The sequence below is a fragment of the Psychrobacter sp. Ps1 genome (assembly GCF_022129425.1).
Lineage (GTDB): Bacteria > Pseudomonadota > Gammaproteobacteria > Pseudomonadales > Moraxellaceae > Psychrobacter.
This window is the reverse complement of sequence record NZ_JADQAN010000001.1, coordinates 25,947-44,495: the sequence shown is the minus strand read 5'-3', so window position 1 is coordinate 44,495 and position 18,549 is coordinate 25,947. Positions and strand designations below refer to the sequence as shown.

15 protein-coding genes are annotated in these 18,549 nt (G+C 43.6%); 9 read left to right on the top strand and 6 right to left on the bottom strand.

All coding sequences use genetic code 11. The features are described from left to right. Positions 1-5 precede the first annotated feature (5 nt). Positions 6-548 carry a redoxin domain-containing protein gene (locus I3249_RS00205; protein ID WP_057760581.1) on the top strand — a complete coding sequence of 181 codons (543 nt, stop codon included), beginning with the start codon at positions 6-8 and terminating at the stop codon, positions 546-548. A 518-nt stretch (positions 549-1,066) separates the two neighbouring features. Continuing rightward, on the top strand, positions 1,067-2,035 hold the full coding sequence (locus I3249_RS00200) for an acyltransferase (protein WP_238067981.1): 969 nt from the start codon (positions 1,067-1,069) through the stop codon (positions 2,033-2,035). A gap of 155 nt (positions 2,036-2,190) precedes the next feature. Here the strand turns inward: I3249_RS00200 and I3249_RS00195 are convergent, their stop codons facing one another. Continuing rightward, positions 2,191-2,874: a cupin domain-containing protein gene (locus tag I3249_RS00195; RefSeq protein ID WP_238067980.1), complete on the bottom strand. Its 684-nt coding sequence runs from the start codon at positions 2,872-2,874 to the stop codon at positions 2,191-2,193. Positions 2,875-2,966: 92 nt separating this feature from the next. Then, positions 2,967-3,830: a universal stress protein gene (locus tag I3249_RS00190; RefSeq protein WP_238067979.1), complete on the bottom strand. Its 864-nt coding sequence runs from the start codon at positions 3,828-3,830 to the stop codon at positions 2,967-2,969. Positions 3,831-4,249: 419 nt separating this feature from the next. Here I3249_RS00190 and I3249_RS00185 point away from each other — a divergent pair, with 419 nt between their 5' ends. The 7 genes from I3249_RS00185 (at position 4,250) to I3249_RS00155 (ending at position 12,720) form a co-directional block, all read left to right on the top strand. Continuing rightward, positions 4,250-4,783 (top strand): DUF2058 domain-containing protein, encoded by a 534-nt coding sequence (locus I3249_RS00185; protein ID WP_114700184.1) that lies wholly within the window; start codon positions 4,250-4,252, stop codon positions 4,781-4,783. A gap of 459 nt (positions 4,784-5,242) precedes the next feature. Further along, on the top strand, positions 5,243-5,647 hold the full coding sequence (locus I3249_RS00180; protein ID WP_238067978.1) for a hypothetical protein: 405 nt from the start codon (positions 5,243-5,245) through the stop codon (positions 5,645-5,647). A gap of 348 nt (positions 5,648-5,995) precedes the next feature. Beyond that, complete coding sequence (locus I3249_RS00175) at positions 5,996-8,044, top strand: bifunctional TVP38/TMEM64 family protein/FAD-dependent oxidoreductase (RefSeq protein ID WP_238067977.1); 2,049 nt, start codon at positions 5,996-5,998, stop codon at positions 8,042-8,044. Positions 8,045-8,213: 169 nt separating this feature from the next. After that, complete coding sequence (locus I3249_RS00170; RefSeq protein ID WP_238067976.1) at positions 8,214-9,512, top strand: ABC transporter substrate-binding protein; 1,299 nt, start codon at positions 8,214-8,216, stop codon at positions 9,510-9,512. Beyond that, positions 9,509-11,272: an ABC transporter permease subunit gene (locus I3249_RS00165; protein WP_238067975.1), complete on the top strand. Its 1,764-nt coding sequence runs from the start codon at positions 9,509-9,511 to the stop codon at positions 11,270-11,272. The genes I3249_RS00170 and I3249_RS00165 overlap by 4 nt, the downstream gene beginning before the upstream one ends. 121 nt (positions 11,273-11,393) lie before the next feature. Further along, a complete protein-coding gene (locus I3249_RS00160) occupies positions 11,394-12,026 on the top strand; it encodes an ATP-binding cassette domain-containing protein (RefSeq protein WP_238067974.1) in 633 nt (210 codons plus the stop codon). Positions 12,027-12,093: 67 nt separating this feature from the next. After that, positions 12,094-12,720 carry a CDP-alcohol phosphatidyltransferase family protein gene (locus tag I3249_RS00155; protein ID WP_238067973.1) on the top strand — a complete coding sequence of 209 codons (627 nt, stop codon included), beginning with the start codon at positions 12,094-12,096 and terminating at the stop codon, positions 12,718-12,720. A 44-nt stretch (positions 12,721-12,764) separates the two neighbouring features. On the opposite strand, the gene I3249_RS00150 is transcribed toward I3249_RS00155, so the two are convergent. The 4 genes from I3249_RS00150 to dld all read right to left on the bottom strand — a co-directional run bounded on the left by I3249_RS00150 (position 12,765) and on the right by dld (position 18,505). Next, positions 12,765-13,376, bottom strand: a complete 612-nt coding sequence (locus I3249_RS00150; protein ID WP_238067972.1) for a TetR/AcrR family transcriptional regulator — start codon at positions 13,374-13,376, stop codon at positions 12,765-12,767. A gap of 248 nt (positions 13,377-13,624) precedes the next feature. Continuing rightward, the gene (locus tag I3249_RS00145; RefSeq protein WP_238067971.1) at positions 13,625-15,136 is read right to left on the bottom strand and encodes an aldehyde dehydrogenase family protein; all 1,512 of its coding nucleotides are present in this window, start codon (positions 15,134-15,136) and stop codon (positions 13,625-13,627) included. Between the two features lie 155 nt (positions 15,137-15,291). Then, complete coding sequence (locus I3249_RS00140) at positions 15,292-16,698, bottom strand: YjiH family protein (protein WP_238067970.1); 1,407 nt, start codon at positions 16,696-16,698, stop codon at positions 15,292-15,294. Further along, the gene (gene dld, locus I3249_RS00135; RefSeq protein ID WP_238067969.1) at positions 16,679-18,505 is read right to left on the bottom strand and encodes a D-lactate dehydrogenase; all 1,827 of its coding nucleotides are present in this window, start codon (positions 18,503-18,505) and stop codon (positions 16,679-16,681) included. The genes I3249_RS00140 and dld overlap by 20 nt, the downstream gene beginning before the upstream one ends. Positions 18,506-18,549: the final 44 nt, after the last annotated feature.

The window sequence follows — 18,549 nt, the reverse complement described above, 5'->3', positions numbered from 1 at the left end:
GAACTATGTCAACAGATTATGCTCAAAAAATTCAAGCCGGTACTACGTTTCCTAAAATGGAAGTACAAGTATTAAACAGTGAAATGACTTCGTTAGGCAAACCTGAAAACGGTCATGACTGGAAACTGGTTGTTGTATACCGTGGTAAGCACTGCCCAATTTGCACAAAATATCTAAATACCTTAGAGACAGTAAAACAGTCTTTCTATGACGTCGGTGTCGATATCATCGCAGTATCTGCAGACAGCAAAGAGCAGTTAGAAGGTCATCTAGATCAAATAGATGTTAGCTTCCCTATGGCTTATGGTCTGACTATCGAACAGATGAATACGCTAGGTCTATATATCTCTGACCCACGTTCAGAGAAAGAAACCGACCATCCTTTCGCTGAGCCTGCTGTGTTCGTTATCAATGCTGAAGGAAAAGTGCATATTGTTGATATCTCAAACGCACCGTTCTCTAGACCAGATCTTGAAGCCTTGGCAAACGGTTTAGCTTTTGTTAGAAACCCAGAAAACAATTACCCTATCCGTGGTATGCACGGCTAATTGATATAGTAGATATAGAGTGTTGATTCACTCGATTATTTAGCTAATCAAATTTCATTGGTTAGATTATAGCGGGCGTATCGAGATAATTCTTGATATGCCCTTTTTTTTGTTTATTGATAACTTAACTGCTATCAAAATATTTAACTTCATTAATCTTTGCTCAGTACTAATGTGTGAGTAGTACTGTTAATCTATAAAAAGAGGTTCTAGACGAAACTCATAGACTAGCCAGCATATAAGGGCTATATTTGAGCTCGAAATATCACCATAGACACTTACCCTTTAAGTAATCTGTATTTCTTTTTTTATCGGTTTATTTTTATAGATAAAACAGACTGTTTTTATGGTTTGATTTGTCTCTCGTTTCGGCTAAATCTCAATACGATTGTACATTTTGATTTATCAATGCTGTTTATTATTTGTTGTTAACACTCGTACACTGAGATTAATTTCTGCTAAAATCATGCAGCAACATTATCAATATCTCATCATAGGTATGAGTAAAAGGATTCGATATGCGATTGAAATCAATCGTTCAAAAATTACATGAACGCGCTCCAAAATTGGGCAAAGCTGCCTCACTGACGACAGCAACCAGCGTTATCACTTTTAATAGTATGTTAGCTGGTCTACCTGTCTGGGTCATGGGTGCTACCAAGGCTATCACCGGTGCTGCCATCGCTGACAAAGCCGTTATCGATGTGACGAACTATTGGATCAATAGCAACAATGCATTGATCGATAACGTATTACCGCGCAAAGATTGGCGCATTAATCTGCCTGATGATGTGCATACCAACGGTAAGTATCTACTGGTGAGCAATCATCAATCATGGGTTGATACCAGTATCGTGCAATATATCAGCGAAAAACGTTTGCCATTGACGCGCTTTTTTACCAAGTTTGAGCTCATATACATCCCTGTCATTGGTCAAGCTTTCTACTTTCTCGACTTTCCTATGATGCGTCGACATTCTAAAGAAGCCATCGCTAAAAACCCTGCTCTAAAGGGTAAGGATATCGAAGAAGCGAAACGAGCGTGTGCATTGCTTAAAGATAAGCCTTTTACACTATTGAACTATCTAGAAGGAACTCGCTTCACTCCTAGTAAACATGATAAACAAGAATCCCCGTATACGCATTTACTTAAGCCACGCGCTGGCGGGTTGTCACTGGCTATGAGTGCCTTGGGGGAAGAGATCGATGGGATTTTGGACATGACGATTGTCTACCCTGACGGTGTGCCAACTTATAGTGATCTATGGAAAGGCAATATCAAACGTCTAGGCGTCGATGTGCGACATATTGAGATACCCAAAGACCTGTTTACTGAGATCAAAAACGGCGGCTATGAAACAGATGAAGCGATAAAAGCGCAGATGTTTGATTGGGTAGAGCAAATATGGCATCAAAAGGATCAACTTATCACAGAGATGCTGGCTGACTTTGAGAGTAAAGATACTATCAAAACAAGTGATCTTTGATACTTTTACCTAAAGATACTCATATATAGATAAGAATTTCTCATAGTGTACTAAGTTCTAATACAGATAATTTGGCACCTCATGACTGAAAAGTTGACGTGCCAAAGTTTTGGATGATGTATGTTTCAATAACTAGCTATTAATAACGAAGTCATTCAAACCTCTTCAACCTCTAAACCGATGACATGATTAACATGTCCAGTTTTTAGATATATTGTTGCGCCCTCTGCTCCTGCCTTTATTTGTACATTTGCATCTATCGGTAGGCGTATCCAACTATCCTGCTGATATACCTGCTCACCTTCTATTAGCTTGCCTGCTATAACTAATATTTCTGCACCGCCATGAACTGTCTCAGTGAATAATAACTCGCCTGCATCGATACGCTGTAGACTAACGTGCTCTACCCCATCGGAAAAAAGCGGGCAGACAGTACGGTTGCCTTGTTGCTGCCAATTAGCATCTTTATAAGTGTTGATAGCCACATGCTGCGTTTCGTCAGACGACATTTGCCGCAACTTGACGAAAATGACAGCACCTTCGTCACTATAAGGCTTATGGCCTGAAGTCGGCGGATTACGTAGATACCAACCTGCTGGATAATGAGTGTCATCTGCAGAAAAAGTGCCTGATAATACTAAAATCTCTTCGCCGCCTGGATGTAGATGATGCGGAAAGTAAGAGTTTGGCGCGTAACGCACAAGACTGGTAGCGCGAGCCTTCTCCGCGCCTACACGATCAAGCATGACACGCTCCACACCATTTTGTGGTGACTTAATCCATTGATGTGCTTCAGGGGTCAGTGAAGCACGTTGTGAAAAATCTGCATTAATTAGCATAAAGTATTCCAAAGGTATTAAATGATTAGGGCGTACCCACAATATAAAACTGAGGACACGCCCTAGACGATAAACACAAATATACGAAGTTGTTACCGCACTAGAATGACCGGTGATAACGTGCTAGCGATAATTTCTGTCGTTGTACTACCGAGAAACAATTGCTGCCATTTCGAATGTCCGTACGCACCTACGACTATAATGTCGACATTGTTCTCTACCTGAAACTTTAACAATCCGTCCACCGCATCAGAAGCAGATAAATGATGTGCTTCAACGACAAACCCAGCATCTTCTAACTGTGCGGCGGCGGCGCTCATACTTTGCTTGGCGGCGTCGTTATGATTGCCTACCATCACGATATGGCCTTTTAGACCTTTTAATAGTGGACTTTTTGACACCATTCGTGCCGCTTTAATAGAGGTCTTGCTACCGTCAAAGGCAATCATATAGGAGCTTGGCTCTTCAAATTTTTCTGAGCAAATCAATATAGGAATATCTGACCCACGAGCGACCGTCTCGATCTGACTACCAATATTGATCCGACTGTTCTTATGATCCTCTCCGCGGCGTCCCATCACAATCGCACGATTTTCTTCTTTGAAATGCTCAATACTAGGAAGCAGTTTGCCGTGGCGTTGATAAACGCGAACATTGACATCAGCGAAACTGCTTTGAATGTGGCTTTTTGCATCTTGTACCAACGCGTTGCTATAGCTGTTGACGACTTTTGCTCTTTGCTCATCCAACTGGGACAACTCTTCTAATAAAAACTGACGGCTATTTATGCCTATAGCACCTGATAAATCCCGTCTGGTCGATGCTGGTATGTCACTGACGTGCAATAATCCAACAGGTACGTTTAGTTTACTGGCATACCACGCTGCATAGTCACAAACCGATTCAGTCACTGCCGAGCCGTCAATACAGGCCAAAATGTGCTGTGATGTTGTCATAATCTGTCCTTAAATTTAATTATTTAATCCTATACAGCTTGTTAGTTCTGACCAAGCTATGCTCTTTGGTTTATGTTCTCTGTTTTATACTCTTTAGCTTATGCTCTTTGGCTTATGTTCTCTGACCGGGCTATGTTTCGTTTACTTCATAATAGTTATCTTTTAAAAATTATCTTATAAAGTACATTTACCTCTTCATTTGATAATAACCAATTTACACGGCTTCATCCAGCGATGTGTGCGACCCTTTTGCAATAATTGCAATTTGTTACTGACAGCATCATGCATGGCTCACCGCAGACTGATACCTAGCTATATACAAAGTCTTATCATCGTCTGACCACATGCGCTAGCAAAGTTTGCTACAATGTATTTTTTAGCATTTATGATTTCGGTATCGTTATTTAGGTGATTGGATTATGGCAAAAAATGCCCTACAGGCTCAATTATTAAAGGCTGGATTGGTTGATAGCAAAAAGGCCAAAAAAATCAGCAAACAAACGCAACATGCCAAGCGTACTGGTGACTCAGAAAGCGTCGAAGCAAAAAAAGCGTTGGCAGAGGCGCAAGCTCAAAAGCTAGAAAAGGATCAAAAGCTTAATCAAGAAAAACAGCGCGTATTGGAAGAAAAAGCATTAAAGGCCAATATCGTCCAAATGATTAAGCAGCATCAAATTACTGAGACAGAAGGTGAGATCAGCTATCAGTTTGTCGATGAGTCCAAGGTAAAGAAAATCGCTATCACTCAGAAACTCTACGATCAAATCGTGGCTGGTCACGTGGTTATCGCACGCTTGGAAGAAAGCTACGCGCTATTACCTCGTCCATTGGCTGACCGTATCGATTCAAAAATGGAAGGCTTTATGGTTGTGTCCAACGATACTGCCGAAGAAGCATTGGCAGAAGACGATCCGTATGCCGCTTATGTGATTCCAGATGATTTGATGTGGTAGAGAGTTGTTTTACTGCTGTTAGCTTTACTATAGTGTTATAAGCCTTCAATCAAGAGCCCTTTATAGAATTTACGTTCTATAAAGGGCTTTTTGCATTTAGACAGGTTAGGCAAATTTTTATAGCGCAAGATAAATAAACGTTAAATGTGTCGATAGACTCAATCAAACGTACACAAATCGGGCTTCTTTAACCTAACATTGCTGGTTTGGTTAAAGAAAGTAACCTAGCGCTCTAATTGCCAGAATATGGATATAATCAACTTGAACAGTTATTCAATAACTACTACAATGCGTTTTTAGTACATTTTGTGGTAATACTTTGTTTATTTTTGAGTAATCACTCAACATTGTTCATATTTTACCTTTGTTTGTTACCTGATAGTTCGGTGCTATCGTGCCCGTTTTATTTGCTTAATTTGTTCCAATTCACTTTTACTTTTTCTCAAAAAGAGATAATCCATGCCAAAACATTTGCCACTCTCACTATTGTTTCTTCGCCTTGGTGTTTTCATCGTATTCTTCTTCTGGACACTCGATAAATTCGTAAATCCTGAGCATGCCGCCAATGTGTTTGCTAAATTCTATGCACTAGAAAACTTGGGCATCACTATTGTTTACCTGATTGGTAGCTTGCAAATTATTCTTATCTTCTCGTTTGTCATGGGTTTATTCAAAAAATGGACATACGGCATCATCTTATTGCTACATGCTGCCTCTACATTTGCCTCCTTTAGTCTTTACCTAACACCTTTTGATAACTTGTTATTTTTTGCCGCATGGCCGATGTTGGCAGCCTGTTTGGCGCTATACCTAATGAGAGACTATGACGCCCTAACATTGGGTAAAAATACGTCTCCAGTATAACTGTTGGCAGCAGTGCTTATTGCTTCAGTCGTATAAATGTCAGCCAATAAGACATAATGTATATACTATCAAGACTGCCGACTTCATTTTTTTATCGTAGTTAGGCGATTCAGACAATTCGATTTGATCGCCACGTTACTCAAATATAGTTACTTAAGTTTAGTTATTCAGATGATGAGTATTCTACAGTTTGAGTAATAACTACGATTTTAGCCTTCGCTCCCTTATTTGGCCGGATTTTCCATGATTAAAAGAATATTTTTAATACTATTAATATTGATATTAGCGGCAAGCTTTTTTTATTTTGACATAAATCAATTATTGACGCTTGATGGCTTAAAAGGGTCGATGGCGCAATTTAATGAATACAAAGCGCAGTCACCGCTATTGATTATCGGTGGGTTTTTCTTACTATATGTTGTCGTTACTGCCCTCTCCTTACCAGGCGCTGCGATTTTGACGCTAGCCGCTGGTGCACTATTTGGTTTGGTTCAGGGCTTACTCGTTGCTTCATTTGCATCGAGTATTGGTGCTACCATTGCCTTCTTGGCATCGCGATATTTACTGCGTGACACCATCAAACAGCGCTTTCCTGAGCGGTTGGCAGCTATTGATGCAGGCGTCGAAAAAGAAGGTGGATTTTATTTATTTACCTTACGTCTGGTACCTATATTTCCATTCTTTTTGATTAACCTATTGATGGGTGTAACGTCTATTAAAACATGGACTTACTACTGGGTCAGTCAAATCGGTATGCTGGCTGGAACGTTTGTCTTTGTCAATGCAGGGACACAGCTGGCACAGATAGACAGCTTATCGGGTATTTTATCTTTCAACTTAATTGTCTCGTTTGCGTTATTAGGTTTCTTCCCATTAATAGCAAAAGGAGTGTTGAATATGTTTAAAAAACGCCGTGTTTATAAAAACTACACCAAACCTAAAAAGTTCGATCGCAATATGATTGTGATTGGCGCAGGCGCTGGTGGATTGGTTACAAGCTATATTGCCGCAGCAGTAAAAGCAAAAGTTACGCTTATTGAAGCAGGTGAAATGGGCGGTGATTGTCTCAATTATGGCTGTGTACCTAGTAAGGCCATCATCAAAAGTGCAAAAATCGCTGATCAAATTCGTCATGGGGAAAACTACGGTCTAGAGAATACTGTACCGCAGTTTTCGTTCAAAAAAGTGATGGCACGCGTACAGCAAGTAGTGGCTGATATCGCACCGCACGATAGCGTTGAGCGTTATACCAATCTGGGCGTCGATGTGGTCAAAGGCTATGCCAAATTAGTTGACCCGTGGACAGTAGAGATCCAGCTAAATGACGGCGGCATGCAGACCCTAACAGCGCGCACCATTGTCATTGCCACTGGCGCTCGTCCATTTGTACCACCTCTGCCAGGTATAGAAGAAACAGGTTACGTAACCAGTGACACGCTATGGACTAAGTTTGCTGAGCTAGAAGAAGCCCCGAAGAAGCTAGTAGTACTAGGCGGTGGTCCAATCGGTAGCGAGCTTGCGCAAAGCTTTGCTCGACTAGGTTCTAATGTGACGCAAATTGAAATGAGCGATCGCATTATGGGTAAAGAAGACCTTGAAGTCTCTACCTTTGCTCATCAGTCGCTCACTGATAGCGGTGTTAATATTTTGACCTCACATCAAGCAATGCGCTGCGAGATACGTGATGGCAAAAAATACATTATCGTCAAACACAATGAAACAGAAATCGATATCGAGTATGATGAGCTACTTTGTGCCGTCGGTCGTAGCGCACGCCTTGAAGGTTATGGTTTAGAGGCGCTAGGTATCGAAACCAATCGCACTATCGTAACCAATGAATATCTCGAGACGTTATATCCCAATATTTTTGCCGCAGGCGATATCGTTGGCCCATACCAGTTTACTCATGTCGCAGCTCATCAAGGCTGGTATGCCGCAGTGAATGGTTTATTTGGCAATCTGAAAAAGTTTAAAGTAGATTATCGCGTCATTCCGTGGGTTACGTTTATCGACCCAGAAGTCGCTCGTGTCGGTATCAACGAGCAAGAAGCCATTGATAAAGGCATCGATTACGAGATTACTCGTTTTGAGTTTGAAGAGCTCGATCGCGCCATTACGGATAGCGCGGCTAAAGGCTTTATCAAAGTCATTACGCCAAAAGGCAAAGACAAAATATTGGGCGTTACGATAGTTTCTGAACATGCAGGCGACCTAATCGCTGAGTTTGTACTGGCCATGAAACACGGTCTGGGTCTTAATAAAATATTGGGCACCATTCATAGCTACCCTACTTGGGCAGAAGGCAACAAATATGCCGCTGGTGAGTGGAAACGTGCTCACGCCCCTGAGACCGTATTGAGTTGGTTGGAGAAATACCATACTTGGCGTCGCGGTTAGTTAATAGCAGTTTGCTGGTAGGCATCGTTAAATGATGCGACTGGTAGCAAAGCTCTAAAAAAAGCCGAACAAAGCTGGTTCAGATTTTGTGGTATCTGTTTGGTTTGACATGGCAGGCTATGAAATCTTTACCAGCTTTACTAACATTTAAATCATAACGGAAACTTGAATGCGCGTTATTACCGCTTTACCGATGCTCAAACGTCTTACGCGATATAGCACCTACGCTATGGTGATGAGCATTTGTATTGGTATATCAGCAAGCACAGCATCGCAAACTACTGCCAATATTAACCAAGACTTGTCACCTTGGCAGCAGATAGAAGCCCAAGGCAGCAATCAAGACGTCTACTTCTATGCATGGGGCGGTGATCCACAGATTAACGCCTATCTACAATGGGTCGCCGATCAAGTCGATGATAAATACAATATCAACTTAGTTCATGTCAAATTGAGTGACACTAGTGAAGCAGTCAGTCGGGTACTCGCAGAAAAATCCGCTCATAATGACGATCAAGGCAGTGTTGATTTGGTCTGGATCAATGGTGCTAACTTTGCCACCATGAGTGAGAACTCATTGTTACTCAAACAATGGGCAAACAAACTGCCGAATTTTTCACTGACTGACCCAGAAAACAATCCAACCGTAAACTTCGATTTTGGTGTGCCAACCGATGGTATGGAAGCACCCTGGGGACAAGCCTCTCTGACGTTTTATTACGACAGCTTATCAACCAGTAAACCGCCAACGACTCTAAATGAGTTGACCGCTTGGACAGCACAAAACCCTGGCCGCTTTAGCTACCCCAAACCGCCTGATTTTTTGGGTATGAGCTTCTTAAAGTACATTCTAGTCATGCTACATGAACAACAAGATGCTCAAACGGGTAAGAATATTAGCGCACAACTCAACTTGCCTGCCACCGAAGAAAACACCGCGCTCGTATTAGATCCGCTATGGGCGTTTTTGGATAACTTTCATCCGACCTTATGGCGTAATGGCGAGCAGTTCGTGCAGACAGGTGCGCAGATGCGGCGCTTGGTCGATGATACTGAGCTGAGTCTCGCGTTTACCTTTTCGGCACCAGAAGTTCCTGCGGCCGTGCAGCGCTATGACTTACCCCAGAGCATTCGCAGCTATGCCATGAGTGACGGCAGCTTAAGCAATACTCATTTTGTCGCTATTCCTTATAACGCTAGCCATCCTCAAGCAGCGCAATTGGTAGCCAACTTTTTGATGAGCCCAGAAGCCCAAGCAAAAAAACAAACCCCTTCGGTATGGGGTGATAAAAGCGTACTGGTTCAATCTACACTTAGCCCTGCACAACAAGCATTATTCAAAACCAAGCAGCCCCATCCAAGCGCCCTGCCCTTTGATAGTGTCAAACGCACGGTAAGCGAGCCACATCCAAGTTGGGTAGAGGCCATCCAGCAAGGCTGGCAAGCACGTTATGGGGTGCGTCCATGAGCCAAGGTCTTGATGAAATTACGAAAAAAGGTGACGGCCCTAAACCTGTTACGCTTGAGAAAACAGACCTGTTTACGCGTATCGTGTCCTTTAGTCCCAAACTCTTAATTCTCATACTAATACTGCCGGTACTCTGTGGCCTCATCTGTGTACTGCTGCCTGCCCTGAGCTGGGTCCCTGCCCTAGAAAAAACAACCTTAAACCTGCAAGGGTTTATAGATCTTTGGCAAACGCCTGGCATCACGCAAATGGCTGCATTAAGTCTCGCTACGGGACTTATCAGCACCCTGCTTGCTTTTGTGATTGCACTGATGATATTAGCTGCGTTTTTTAATAGTGTTTGGTTGCAGCGTATTGAGCACTTACTAAGCCCTATCTTGGTCATTCCTCATGCAGCTGCAACTATTGCCGTTGGATTTTTGATTGCGCCGTCAGGCATGTTTGCACGGCTCATCTCCCCGTGGCTAACTGGTTGGGAGATGGCACCCGATGGTATGTTTCCACATGATCCATACGGTATCAGTATCATCTTGGGTTTAACATTAAAGGAGCTGCCGTTTTTATTATTAATGGCACTGGGCGCGCTTGCTCAGCCTGAACTTGGCAAAAAACTGCGTCAACAATATACCGTTGCGCTCAATTTAGGTTATTACCCAATTACTGCTTTTTTTAAGGCGGTCTTGCCCCTGTTATATCCTTTTCTACGTTTACCGATTTTGGCCGTGTTGGCCTATGCTAGTGCGAGCGTTGAGATGCCGTTGATATTGGGCCCTAACACACCGCCAACGCTTGCCGTCTCTATCATACAATGGTTTAACGATGTTGACCTGACATTGCGTATCAAGGCATCAGCAGGCGCATTATTACAACTCGTATTGACAGCAGGTTTAGTCGGCTTTTGGCTGGGCGGCGAAAAAACTATCAAGGCAATATTTAGTGTTTCGTCAGTCAATGGCAAACGTCATTATGCAGATACTATCTGGCAAAAAGTCACCGCTATACTTACCGTAGGTGTGATTGGCTTTATGCTCATGTCACTCGCTGGCCTTGTATTATGGGCATTTGCAGGATTTTGGCGGTTTCCAGCGGTGCTACCAGAGCAATTCATGCTACTACACTTCCAAAGTGCCTTTACCCAAATGAGCACACCATTGGTCAATACGCTTAGCATTGGGGCCGTCAGTACTGCCTTTGCTGTTTTTCTGACTTTGCTATGCTTGGAAGCTGAGCAACTGAGTGCTAAACCACTGTCACACTTCACCAGTTTTATTATTTACTTACCGCTACTGGTACCAAGTATCGCGTTTCTATTCGGCTTAGTATGGTTACAGCAGTTGGCCAATCATCAATCAGAATTTTTTAATGTGGCGTTTGCCCATCTTTTATTCGTGCTACCGTACGTGTTTTTATCATTGGCCAGTAGTTATCGACGCTTAGACTCACGTTTCGCTCATGTGGCCGCAAGCCTTGGTGCTGCCCCTATCAAGGTCTTTTTACAGATAAAGCTGCCGCAGTTATTTGCCCCTATTTTGATTGCTATAGCACTCGGTCTAGCGATCAGCTTTGGTCAGTATTTGCCAACTCTATTGGCGGGCGGCGGACGTATTGCCACTATTACGACGGAAGCAGTGACACTGGCGAATGGAGCCAGTAGGCGCACCAGTGCTGTCTATGCCATTATGCAAATGGCGCTACCTCTCATCGGTTTTATATTGGCTTGGATGTTACCCAAATACTTTTTTAGAAGTGGCGCTCGGTAGCAGGTTGACCATGACATGAATAAGAGCAGTTGTGAAAATTAGCTGTTATGGAAAAGCTAGTTGCTAACAATATCAAACATTCAAATAATCAGTCGTAAAAAACGCAAACAAAGGGTTCCTGATGCCATCATCTTTACAGATAAAAAACTTACAACTGTTTCGTCAAAATGAGCAGTTATTGAGTATCAATGAGCACATTGCTGGTGGCGACATCCTAACCGTGATGGGCCCTTCTGGTAGTGGCAAATCCAGCTTACTGAACTGGCTAACAGGCACTTTGGCGAGCGATTTTACCGCGACGGGTACTGTTTGGTTAAACGATGAGAACGTGACTCACCTGCCTGCGCATTTGCGCCGTATTGGTGTGCTGTATCAAGATGCACTGCTGTTTTCACACCTATCAGTCGCGGGCAACATTGCTTTTGCTATGCCAAAAGGAAATAAAAAGCAGCGAGTTGAAAAAATAGCGCAGGCGTTAGCGCAAGTGGGATTAGAAGGGATGGGAGATCGTCACCCTGATAACCTATCAGGTGGTCAACAAGCACGTGTCGCCCTACTACGTACGCTACTGAGTGAGCCCAAAGCGATACTACTTGATGAGCCGTTTAGCAAACTTGATACTCAATTGAGGATGGATACGCGGCAATTGGTATTCGATCAGATTCGTACTCATAAGTTGCCTGCTATTATGGTCACGCACGACCAAAGCGACGCTGAAGCAGCTAACGGTAAAGTTATCTATGTAGGACGATAATTTTGGACATCAGAGTCAAACACTCAGCCAAAATGACAAAGAAAGCAAAATATAAAAGGCAGCTCGCATGTTAGACAAGTTCATTACGCCCGTTATCAAGCCACTGCTAACTCCAATAGTAGCGACATTGCATAAGCTCGGTATTACGGCTGATCAGCTTACGGTAGCTGGGTTTTTGATTGGTATGTTGGCACTACCACTCCTCGCGTTTGAGCTATGGTATGGCGCGCTAGCAGCGATTATATTGAATCGTATCTTGGATGGGCTTGATGGCGCGTTGGCACGTTACGCACAGCAAAGCTCAAGCGCTGGCGGTTACTTAGATATCACGCTCGACTTCTTGTTTTATGCAGCCGTACCGCTTGGGTTTATCTTGGCCAATCCTGCCCAAAATGCCATTGCAGGCGCGTTGTTATTATCGGCATTTATCGGGACAGGTTCGAGCTTTTTGGCCTTTGCAATTTCTGCAGAAAAGTTTCAATTAGACAAGCCTCAGTTTAAATATAAGAGCTTTTATTATCTCAACGGTCTCACTGAAGGCACTGAAACGATTGCTATCTTTATCGCTTTTTGCATTTGGCCGCAGCATTTTGTGCTACTGGCTGGTATCTTTGCTACTGCCTGTGCTATTACTATTTTTACCCGTATACATGGTGGGTATCATACTCTTAAACAGCTAGAATCTTCTAAGTAAGCGTCTGAAGATATATGCCGTCTTGAACACCCGATTATGACATTCTAAGCGTTTACTGAGTTATCGAGTCGCAGTGCTTCTATAGATAAGGCCATATCTTCAGCAAGGGCGTGTACCGTCGAGCTCTCTATGTCACGCTGTGCAAAGGCACGCAATCCCATGACTTCTGCCTGTAGACGGCGTCCAAGTCTAACCGGATCAAGCTCACTATCCATCTCACCGACACTCTGCGCCTCCTTAAAGCATTCTATAAATCGCGTCTCCATACCTACCAGCAGCATTTCCACCTTGGTTAACGCTGTTTGCTCACGCGCACCCAGCTCTAGTAAGCTTTTGACCAACATACAGGCTCGGCTCGGTAACGCTTTATCACGAATCCCGCCAAGCTGACGTATATAAGCGGCAAGGCCTAATAAAGGCGTTTCATGATGGCTCAACACTCGCTCAAGCTCAGTCAATCCTAGACGCGCATAGTATTCTAGCGCTTCTTGAAACAAGCCTTCTTTGTTACCGAAAGCGGCATAGATACTGCCTGGGCGCATATCGAGCGCTTGCTCGATATCTTTTAGAGATGTGGCATGAAAGCCCTTTTGCCAAAAAAGCTGTAGCGCACGCTCCAAGGCGTCATGACGGTTGTAAAGTGCGGTGCGTGACATAATGTGCCCCATTTAAAAAGCCGTGACCTCATATAAAAATGGGCACGGCTATAAAACTTGAATGATTGCTCAATTTTATCCTGGATGGGTGCGACAGTAAAGTTAATATAAGAAATGGTCTGGTAAACAAACGTAATGCTAGGGCGCGACTTAGCTATCAACAATCACTCTACAATAATTCAACAGTCATGCTGATAGCTAGTAAATAGTCTCTACAGTGGCTAGTGACAATCTAGTTAAAAAACCAATTAATCGGTCAACAATACATGTTTGGTCTTCTGATAAGCGGACAAACCATCACCGCCCAACTCACGGCCGATACCGCTTTGCTTAAATCCGCCCCATCCTGCTTCTGGCAGTACGATTTGTTGCTCGTTAATCCAAATATGACCCGCTTTGATTTGTAGCGCCATCTCAAGCGCGGCAGTCTCATCGGCGCTCACAATAGTAGCTGCTAGAGCAAACTTGCTATCATTAGCTAGGCGAATAGCCTCTGCATTGTCGATAAAGGTTGTACTGACTAATACAGGGCCAAACACTTCCTCCATCCATAATTGACTGGTCGTTGGCACATTCGTATAGACAGTTGGCGTTACAAAATAGCCAGATACTTCTAACAACTGACCGCCAGTTAAGCAGTCCAGATTTTCAGCTGTCGCAATATCAAAGAATTTCTTAACTTGATTCAGCTGCTGCTCGCTCACCAATGGACCCATTTGCGTCTCTGTCGCAAAACCGTCACCAATTTGCAGACTTTCCGTTTTGACTTTTAATGCCTCAAACAGCTGCTCAGCGACATCTTGATGGACAACCAAACGCGACGTGGCCGAGCATATCTGACCTGCATTGGTAAATATACCGCCAATGATTAAATCGCAAGCGTAGTCAATATCAGCATCTGCGCAGACCACGATGGCAGACTTACCACCCAACTCTAGGCTAATGTCTTTGATGCCTTTTGCTGCTTGAACCATCACCTTTTCGCCGACTATATTACTGCCAGTAAAAGACACTTTGTCAATCAGCGGATGGCTGGTCATAGCAGTGCCCACTTCAGCAGCACCCGGTAAAATATTAACCACCCCTTTTGGCAAGTCAATTTCCGATAAGATATTACCTAGCATAAGCTCTGGTAATAATGTCACTTCAGACGGTTTCAATAGCACGGTACAACCTGCCGCTAGCGCAGGCGCCAACTTCCAAGAAGTCGTTACCATTGGGAAGTTCCAAGGGGTAATCAGCGCACAAATACCCACTGGCGAGTATGTCTTTAATAATCGAATACCCGACTCAAGCGTTGACACCTTAGACCATGTTGCCTGCTCCGTGATGAGGTTGGCATAATAACGATAGCAGGCAATGGCATCCCCTACGTCTATCTTTGCCTCTTCAATTGGCTTTCCGTTGTTTAATACAGACAGTCCAACCAAGGTATCGAATTGCTGCTCCATAGACTCTGCAATCGCATTTAGATAGCGGGCACGCTCGCTTACACTAGTCTGTGACCAACTAGCAAAGGCTTCATCAGCCGCTTCGACTGCCTGCTCTACATGGGCACTGGTGCATAAGCGCGTCGTTGCAATCACCTCGCCTGAATTTGGATCATACAATGCATGGTCATTTGAATGATTAGAATCGGTCGCGAGCGCTGCAATCGTAACCCAGTCACCATTGATATAAGCGGCATTTAATACAACTTCGTTTTGAGCCGTTTGTATGGCAGTTTCTCTGGTTAATTCTGTAGAGTTCAGCATTTCCATAATGGTCAATCGCCTTATATGTTTGATCAAATTGTCTTTATGTGCGTAACGTCCGTAATGTGATTGGCTAAACGGTCGGTTTAACTGACTACAGAAAAACCGACCATTTGCATATTATCGTCAGGCTAGATGCCTTGTGAATACTAGACGCGCCACTAATACAGTAGATGCGCCACTGAGGTGATGACTACCAAGCTGATAAGCGTACGAAGGATAAAGATTAAAAATAGCTCTAACACATTTAGCTTAATATTTGACTTCAAAATCAGTGCACCTACTTCAGACATGTAGATAATCTGAGTAATCGAGGCCGCACCAACGATGAATCGTGTCATCTCACTTTCAATGCTTTTACCGACGAGCGCTGGCAGATACATATCTGCAAAGCCCATAATCATGGCAGGTGCAGCCTTTGCCGCCTCTGGAATCTGTAACCACTCAAGTAGTGGTACAAGTGGTGTCGCAAGCCAATTAAAGACTGGCGTGTATTCTGCTAAGCCCAGACCGATGGTACCAATCGCAAAGATAACTGGAATCAGTCCAAAGTAGATATCAAACAGATTGTGTACGCTGCGTTTGAACACTTTACCTAAGCTTGGCATAGAATGCGCGCGAGTCACCGCACGATTGACCGCCCATTGGTACGTTGTATATTCAGCAGGGATGCCTTCATCTAGCATGCTTTTGCCAGAATGATACGTATCAGGCTTAAGTGACAATGGTGGTATACGCGGCATGATAATCGCAGCGATGAAACCAGTTAGCGCAATGGTTAGATAAAAGAAAACGAAGTTATTGTCTACGCCGATGGTTTTGGCAACCACATAGGTAAAGGCGATAGAAGTGACGGAAAATGTGGTCGCGATAATGGCGGCTTCACGCTGACTGTAAAAGCTTTTGTCATACTCTTGCATAGTGACTAGCAGGCCGATAGACGCTGCGCCAAACCAAGAAGACATTGCATCGACAGCAGAACGACCAGGCAGTTTAAAAAGCTTGATAAATACTTTACTGGCTAAAGTACCCAAAAACTCCATCAAACCGAAATCAGTCAAAAATGGTAACGATAAAATGGCAAAGAAGAACAACGGAATCAAAACAGGAATCAAATCTTCAAAAATGACGCCGCCCGTATTCCGATTGATAATAAACTCAGGGCCAACTTGTAGAAAAATCATCCAAACAAATGCCATTCCTAAAAACCGGATAGCAAGCCAAAACCACTCAACATCAAAGAGTTTTTTAGCAAGCGAACCTTCATTCAGATTTGGCTTTAACGCTTTGACTGCCAGTGCACCAAGAGCGGAGATAGTCACTATCGCCATCGCAATATAGGCTACAAATCCACCTAACACGGTTTGTAGCGTATCGGTCAATACACCTAATAAAATCGTGACTTTACCATCCCACTCGAACGGTATGATAAATAACGCAATACCCAACGCTGAAAACAATAAAAACTTCCACATTGCCGCACGCCACTGTCCTGCTTTTGGCGTTTCTGGATCGACCGTATTATTCCCTAAAATCGGCTGCTGCGACTTATCCATGTAACTCGTCATTTAATTTCTCCTTAATGGGCGATGATTGCCAGTTTTTCCATTTCTCTGTCTGACCAATACCTGGGTTGAGCGAATTGGTTGGATCCAGTTTTTTATAAAAATAATGTAGCTCAGTTTTAGCAGGATACACATGCCCCACATTGTGTTCGGCAGGATACTCAATATGACGTTGGTCATAAAATGCCAGCAGGTCTTCCTTGAATTGCTTGGCATTGGTCTTAGGTTTCAATAAATAGTCTTGGTGCATGACATGACAGAAAAAATGCCCCAAATAAAAAGTTTTGCTGACTTGTTTTTGTAAATGTTCAGGTAGAGTCTCGTCCCAATCTACAGCATTTCTAGGTAAAGCAATATCGGTCGATAGCAGCTCGCCAAACTTATCTTGATTTAAATTATGATAACGAAACATGGCAGCGGTCGCGGCACTGCGAAATACCAATAACGTTTGCGATTCAAGCTCTGTGCATACATGCAGCGCACCTTGATATTGCTGCATATGATTTTGCAAAAAATCCTGCGCAGCAGCGATATTGTTGCCATCGTTTTTATTAGAATCTTTATTAATGCCATTATCAAAGTCGTTACCAAAACCATCTGCGACTTTTATAATCAAATGGTATTTATATGAGAGCGCCTGCGTAGTCAAAGTGGCTGGTAATGACGGCGGCATAAACCTAGATGTTAGTTGCAGTATCCAATCTGGCAGCGTATTTGGGAGATGCCACTTATCCAGATAGTAGCCAATCTTTGCTTGCAGTCGATACAGCGACCCTATCTTGCTAGCAGGGAGCTTACGCATACTCAGACAAGTGTCTCGGCCATAATGTATCGTGATGTCGTTATAATCTTTGTGCATATACTCAGCCAACACGGGCAGGTTCAACTCGCTTTTTAACCATTGTTGCCTGAGTGTGGTGAAGGTATCAGCGTCGTTGGTCGAGATATAAAATGTTTGCTCGTGTTTAGGCTTGGCAAAGGTCGCTACTCTCACCGCAAATACAATGACCTTGCCAGCTGAACTAGACGCTTCATACAGGCCGTTAGGATCGTTATTAAATCGAGCAGGTGTCTCTGCCTCACAATCACGGACTTTATGTTGATAATGATGGTTGGTGCAGGCGTTACTGTTGCTCGTACTTTTTGAGACCTTATTAAACGTGCCAGCTTGCAGGTTCTCTAGCATTTCCTCTGGCTGTGTGCCCAAATCCAGTTCCAGATGGTTGATTAACTCAAACGCTCCTGAGGCATTGCGTCTGGCAAATAACGCCATCTCAGTATAAGCAGGTCCACGCTGCACCAACATCCCGCCTGAGCTGTTGCAGATGCCGCCTATCACCGATGCTCCCACGCAACTAGAACCCAGTACTGAATGCGGCTCACGCCCTAATGACGCAAGGGTGGACTCTAATTGCTGCAAAGTAGCGGCTGGCAAAGCAACCAGTTCTGCTGCATCATTAAGTAAATGCACACCGCCCAATAACTGCATAGAGATTACGACTAATGGTCTGTCATAATCTCCATTCGGAGTTGAGCCACCTGTTAGGCCTGTATTGGCCGCTTGAGCAATGATAATTACATCAAAAGCAGCACAGACATTAATGACGCGCCATAGTGCCACAAGAGAGTGCGGTATCACAACTGCGACGGTCACGTCTGTGATAGCCGCAATTGCACCTTGCACATAAGATTGCTGTTGGCTAGGTTTTGTCAATACATTGGTCGTGCCAACGACAGCAGCAAGCTCCGTCAACAAACGCGGTATTTGCTCATGTCTACTTTCTGACATTTCTCTAGCATTGGGCGTCATGAACATGCTTCCTTGCGTCACCAGCGTTTGTCATTTTTGTGTCG

Excerpts from the sequence above, each read along its gene's own strand:
- I3249_RS00160 (WP_238067974.1), top strand. The coding sequence starts at position 11,394 with ATGCCATCATCTTTACAGATAAAAAACTTACAACTGTTTCGTCAAAAT.
- I3249_RS00145 (WP_238067971.1), bottom strand. The coding sequence starts at position 15,136 with ATGGAAATGCTGAACTCTACAGAATTAACCAGAGAAACTGCCATACAA.
- I3249_RS00180 (WP_238067978.1), top strand. The coding sequence starts at position 5,243 with ATGCCAAAACATTTGCCACTCTCACTATTGTTTCTTCGCCTTGGTGTT.
- I3249_RS00165 (WP_238067975.1), top strand. The coding sequence starts at position 9,509 with ATGAGCCAAGGTCTTGATGAAATTACGAAAAAAGGTGACGGCCCTAAA.
- I3249_RS00205 (WP_057760581.1), top strand. The coding sequence starts at position 6 with ATGTCAACAGATTATGCTCAAAAAATTCAAGCCGGTACTACGTTTCCT.
- dld (WP_238067969.1), bottom strand. The coding sequence starts at position 18,505 with ATGACGCCCAATGCTAGAGAAATGTCAGAAAGTAGACATGAGCAAATA.
- I3249_RS00200 (WP_238067981.1), top strand. The coding sequence starts at position 1,067 with ATGCGATTGAAATCAATCGTTCAAAAATTACATGAACGCGCTCCAAAA.
- I3249_RS00155 (WP_238067973.1), top strand. The coding sequence starts at position 12,094 with ATGTTAGACAAGTTCATTACGCCCGTTATCAAGCCACTGCTAACTCCA.
- I3249_RS00185 (WP_114700184.1), top strand. The coding sequence starts at position 4,250 with ATGGCAAAAAATGCCCTACAGGCTCAATTATTAAAGGCTGGATTGGTT.
- I3249_RS00190 (WP_238067979.1), bottom strand. The coding sequence starts at position 3,830 with ATGACAACATCACAGCACATTTTGGCCTGTATTGACGGCTCGGCAGTG.
- I3249_RS00170 (WP_238067976.1), top strand. The coding sequence starts at position 8,214 with ATGCGCGTTATTACCGCTTTACCGATGCTCAAACGTCTTACGCGATAT.
- I3249_RS00175 (WP_238067977.1), top strand. The coding sequence starts at position 5,996 with ATGGCGCAATTTAATGAATACAAAGCGCAGTCACCGCTATTGATTATC.
- I3249_RS00140 (WP_238067970.1), bottom strand. The coding sequence starts at position 16,698 with ATGACGAGTTACATGGATAAGTCGCAGCAGCCGATTTTAGGGAATAAT.
- I3249_RS00195 (WP_238067980.1), bottom strand. The coding sequence starts at position 2,874 with ATGCTAATTAATGCAGATTTTTCACAACGTGCTTCACTGACCCCTGAA.
- I3249_RS00150 (WP_238067972.1), bottom strand. The coding sequence starts at position 13,376 with ATGTCACGCACCGCACTTTACAACCGTCATGACGCCTTGGAGCGTGCG.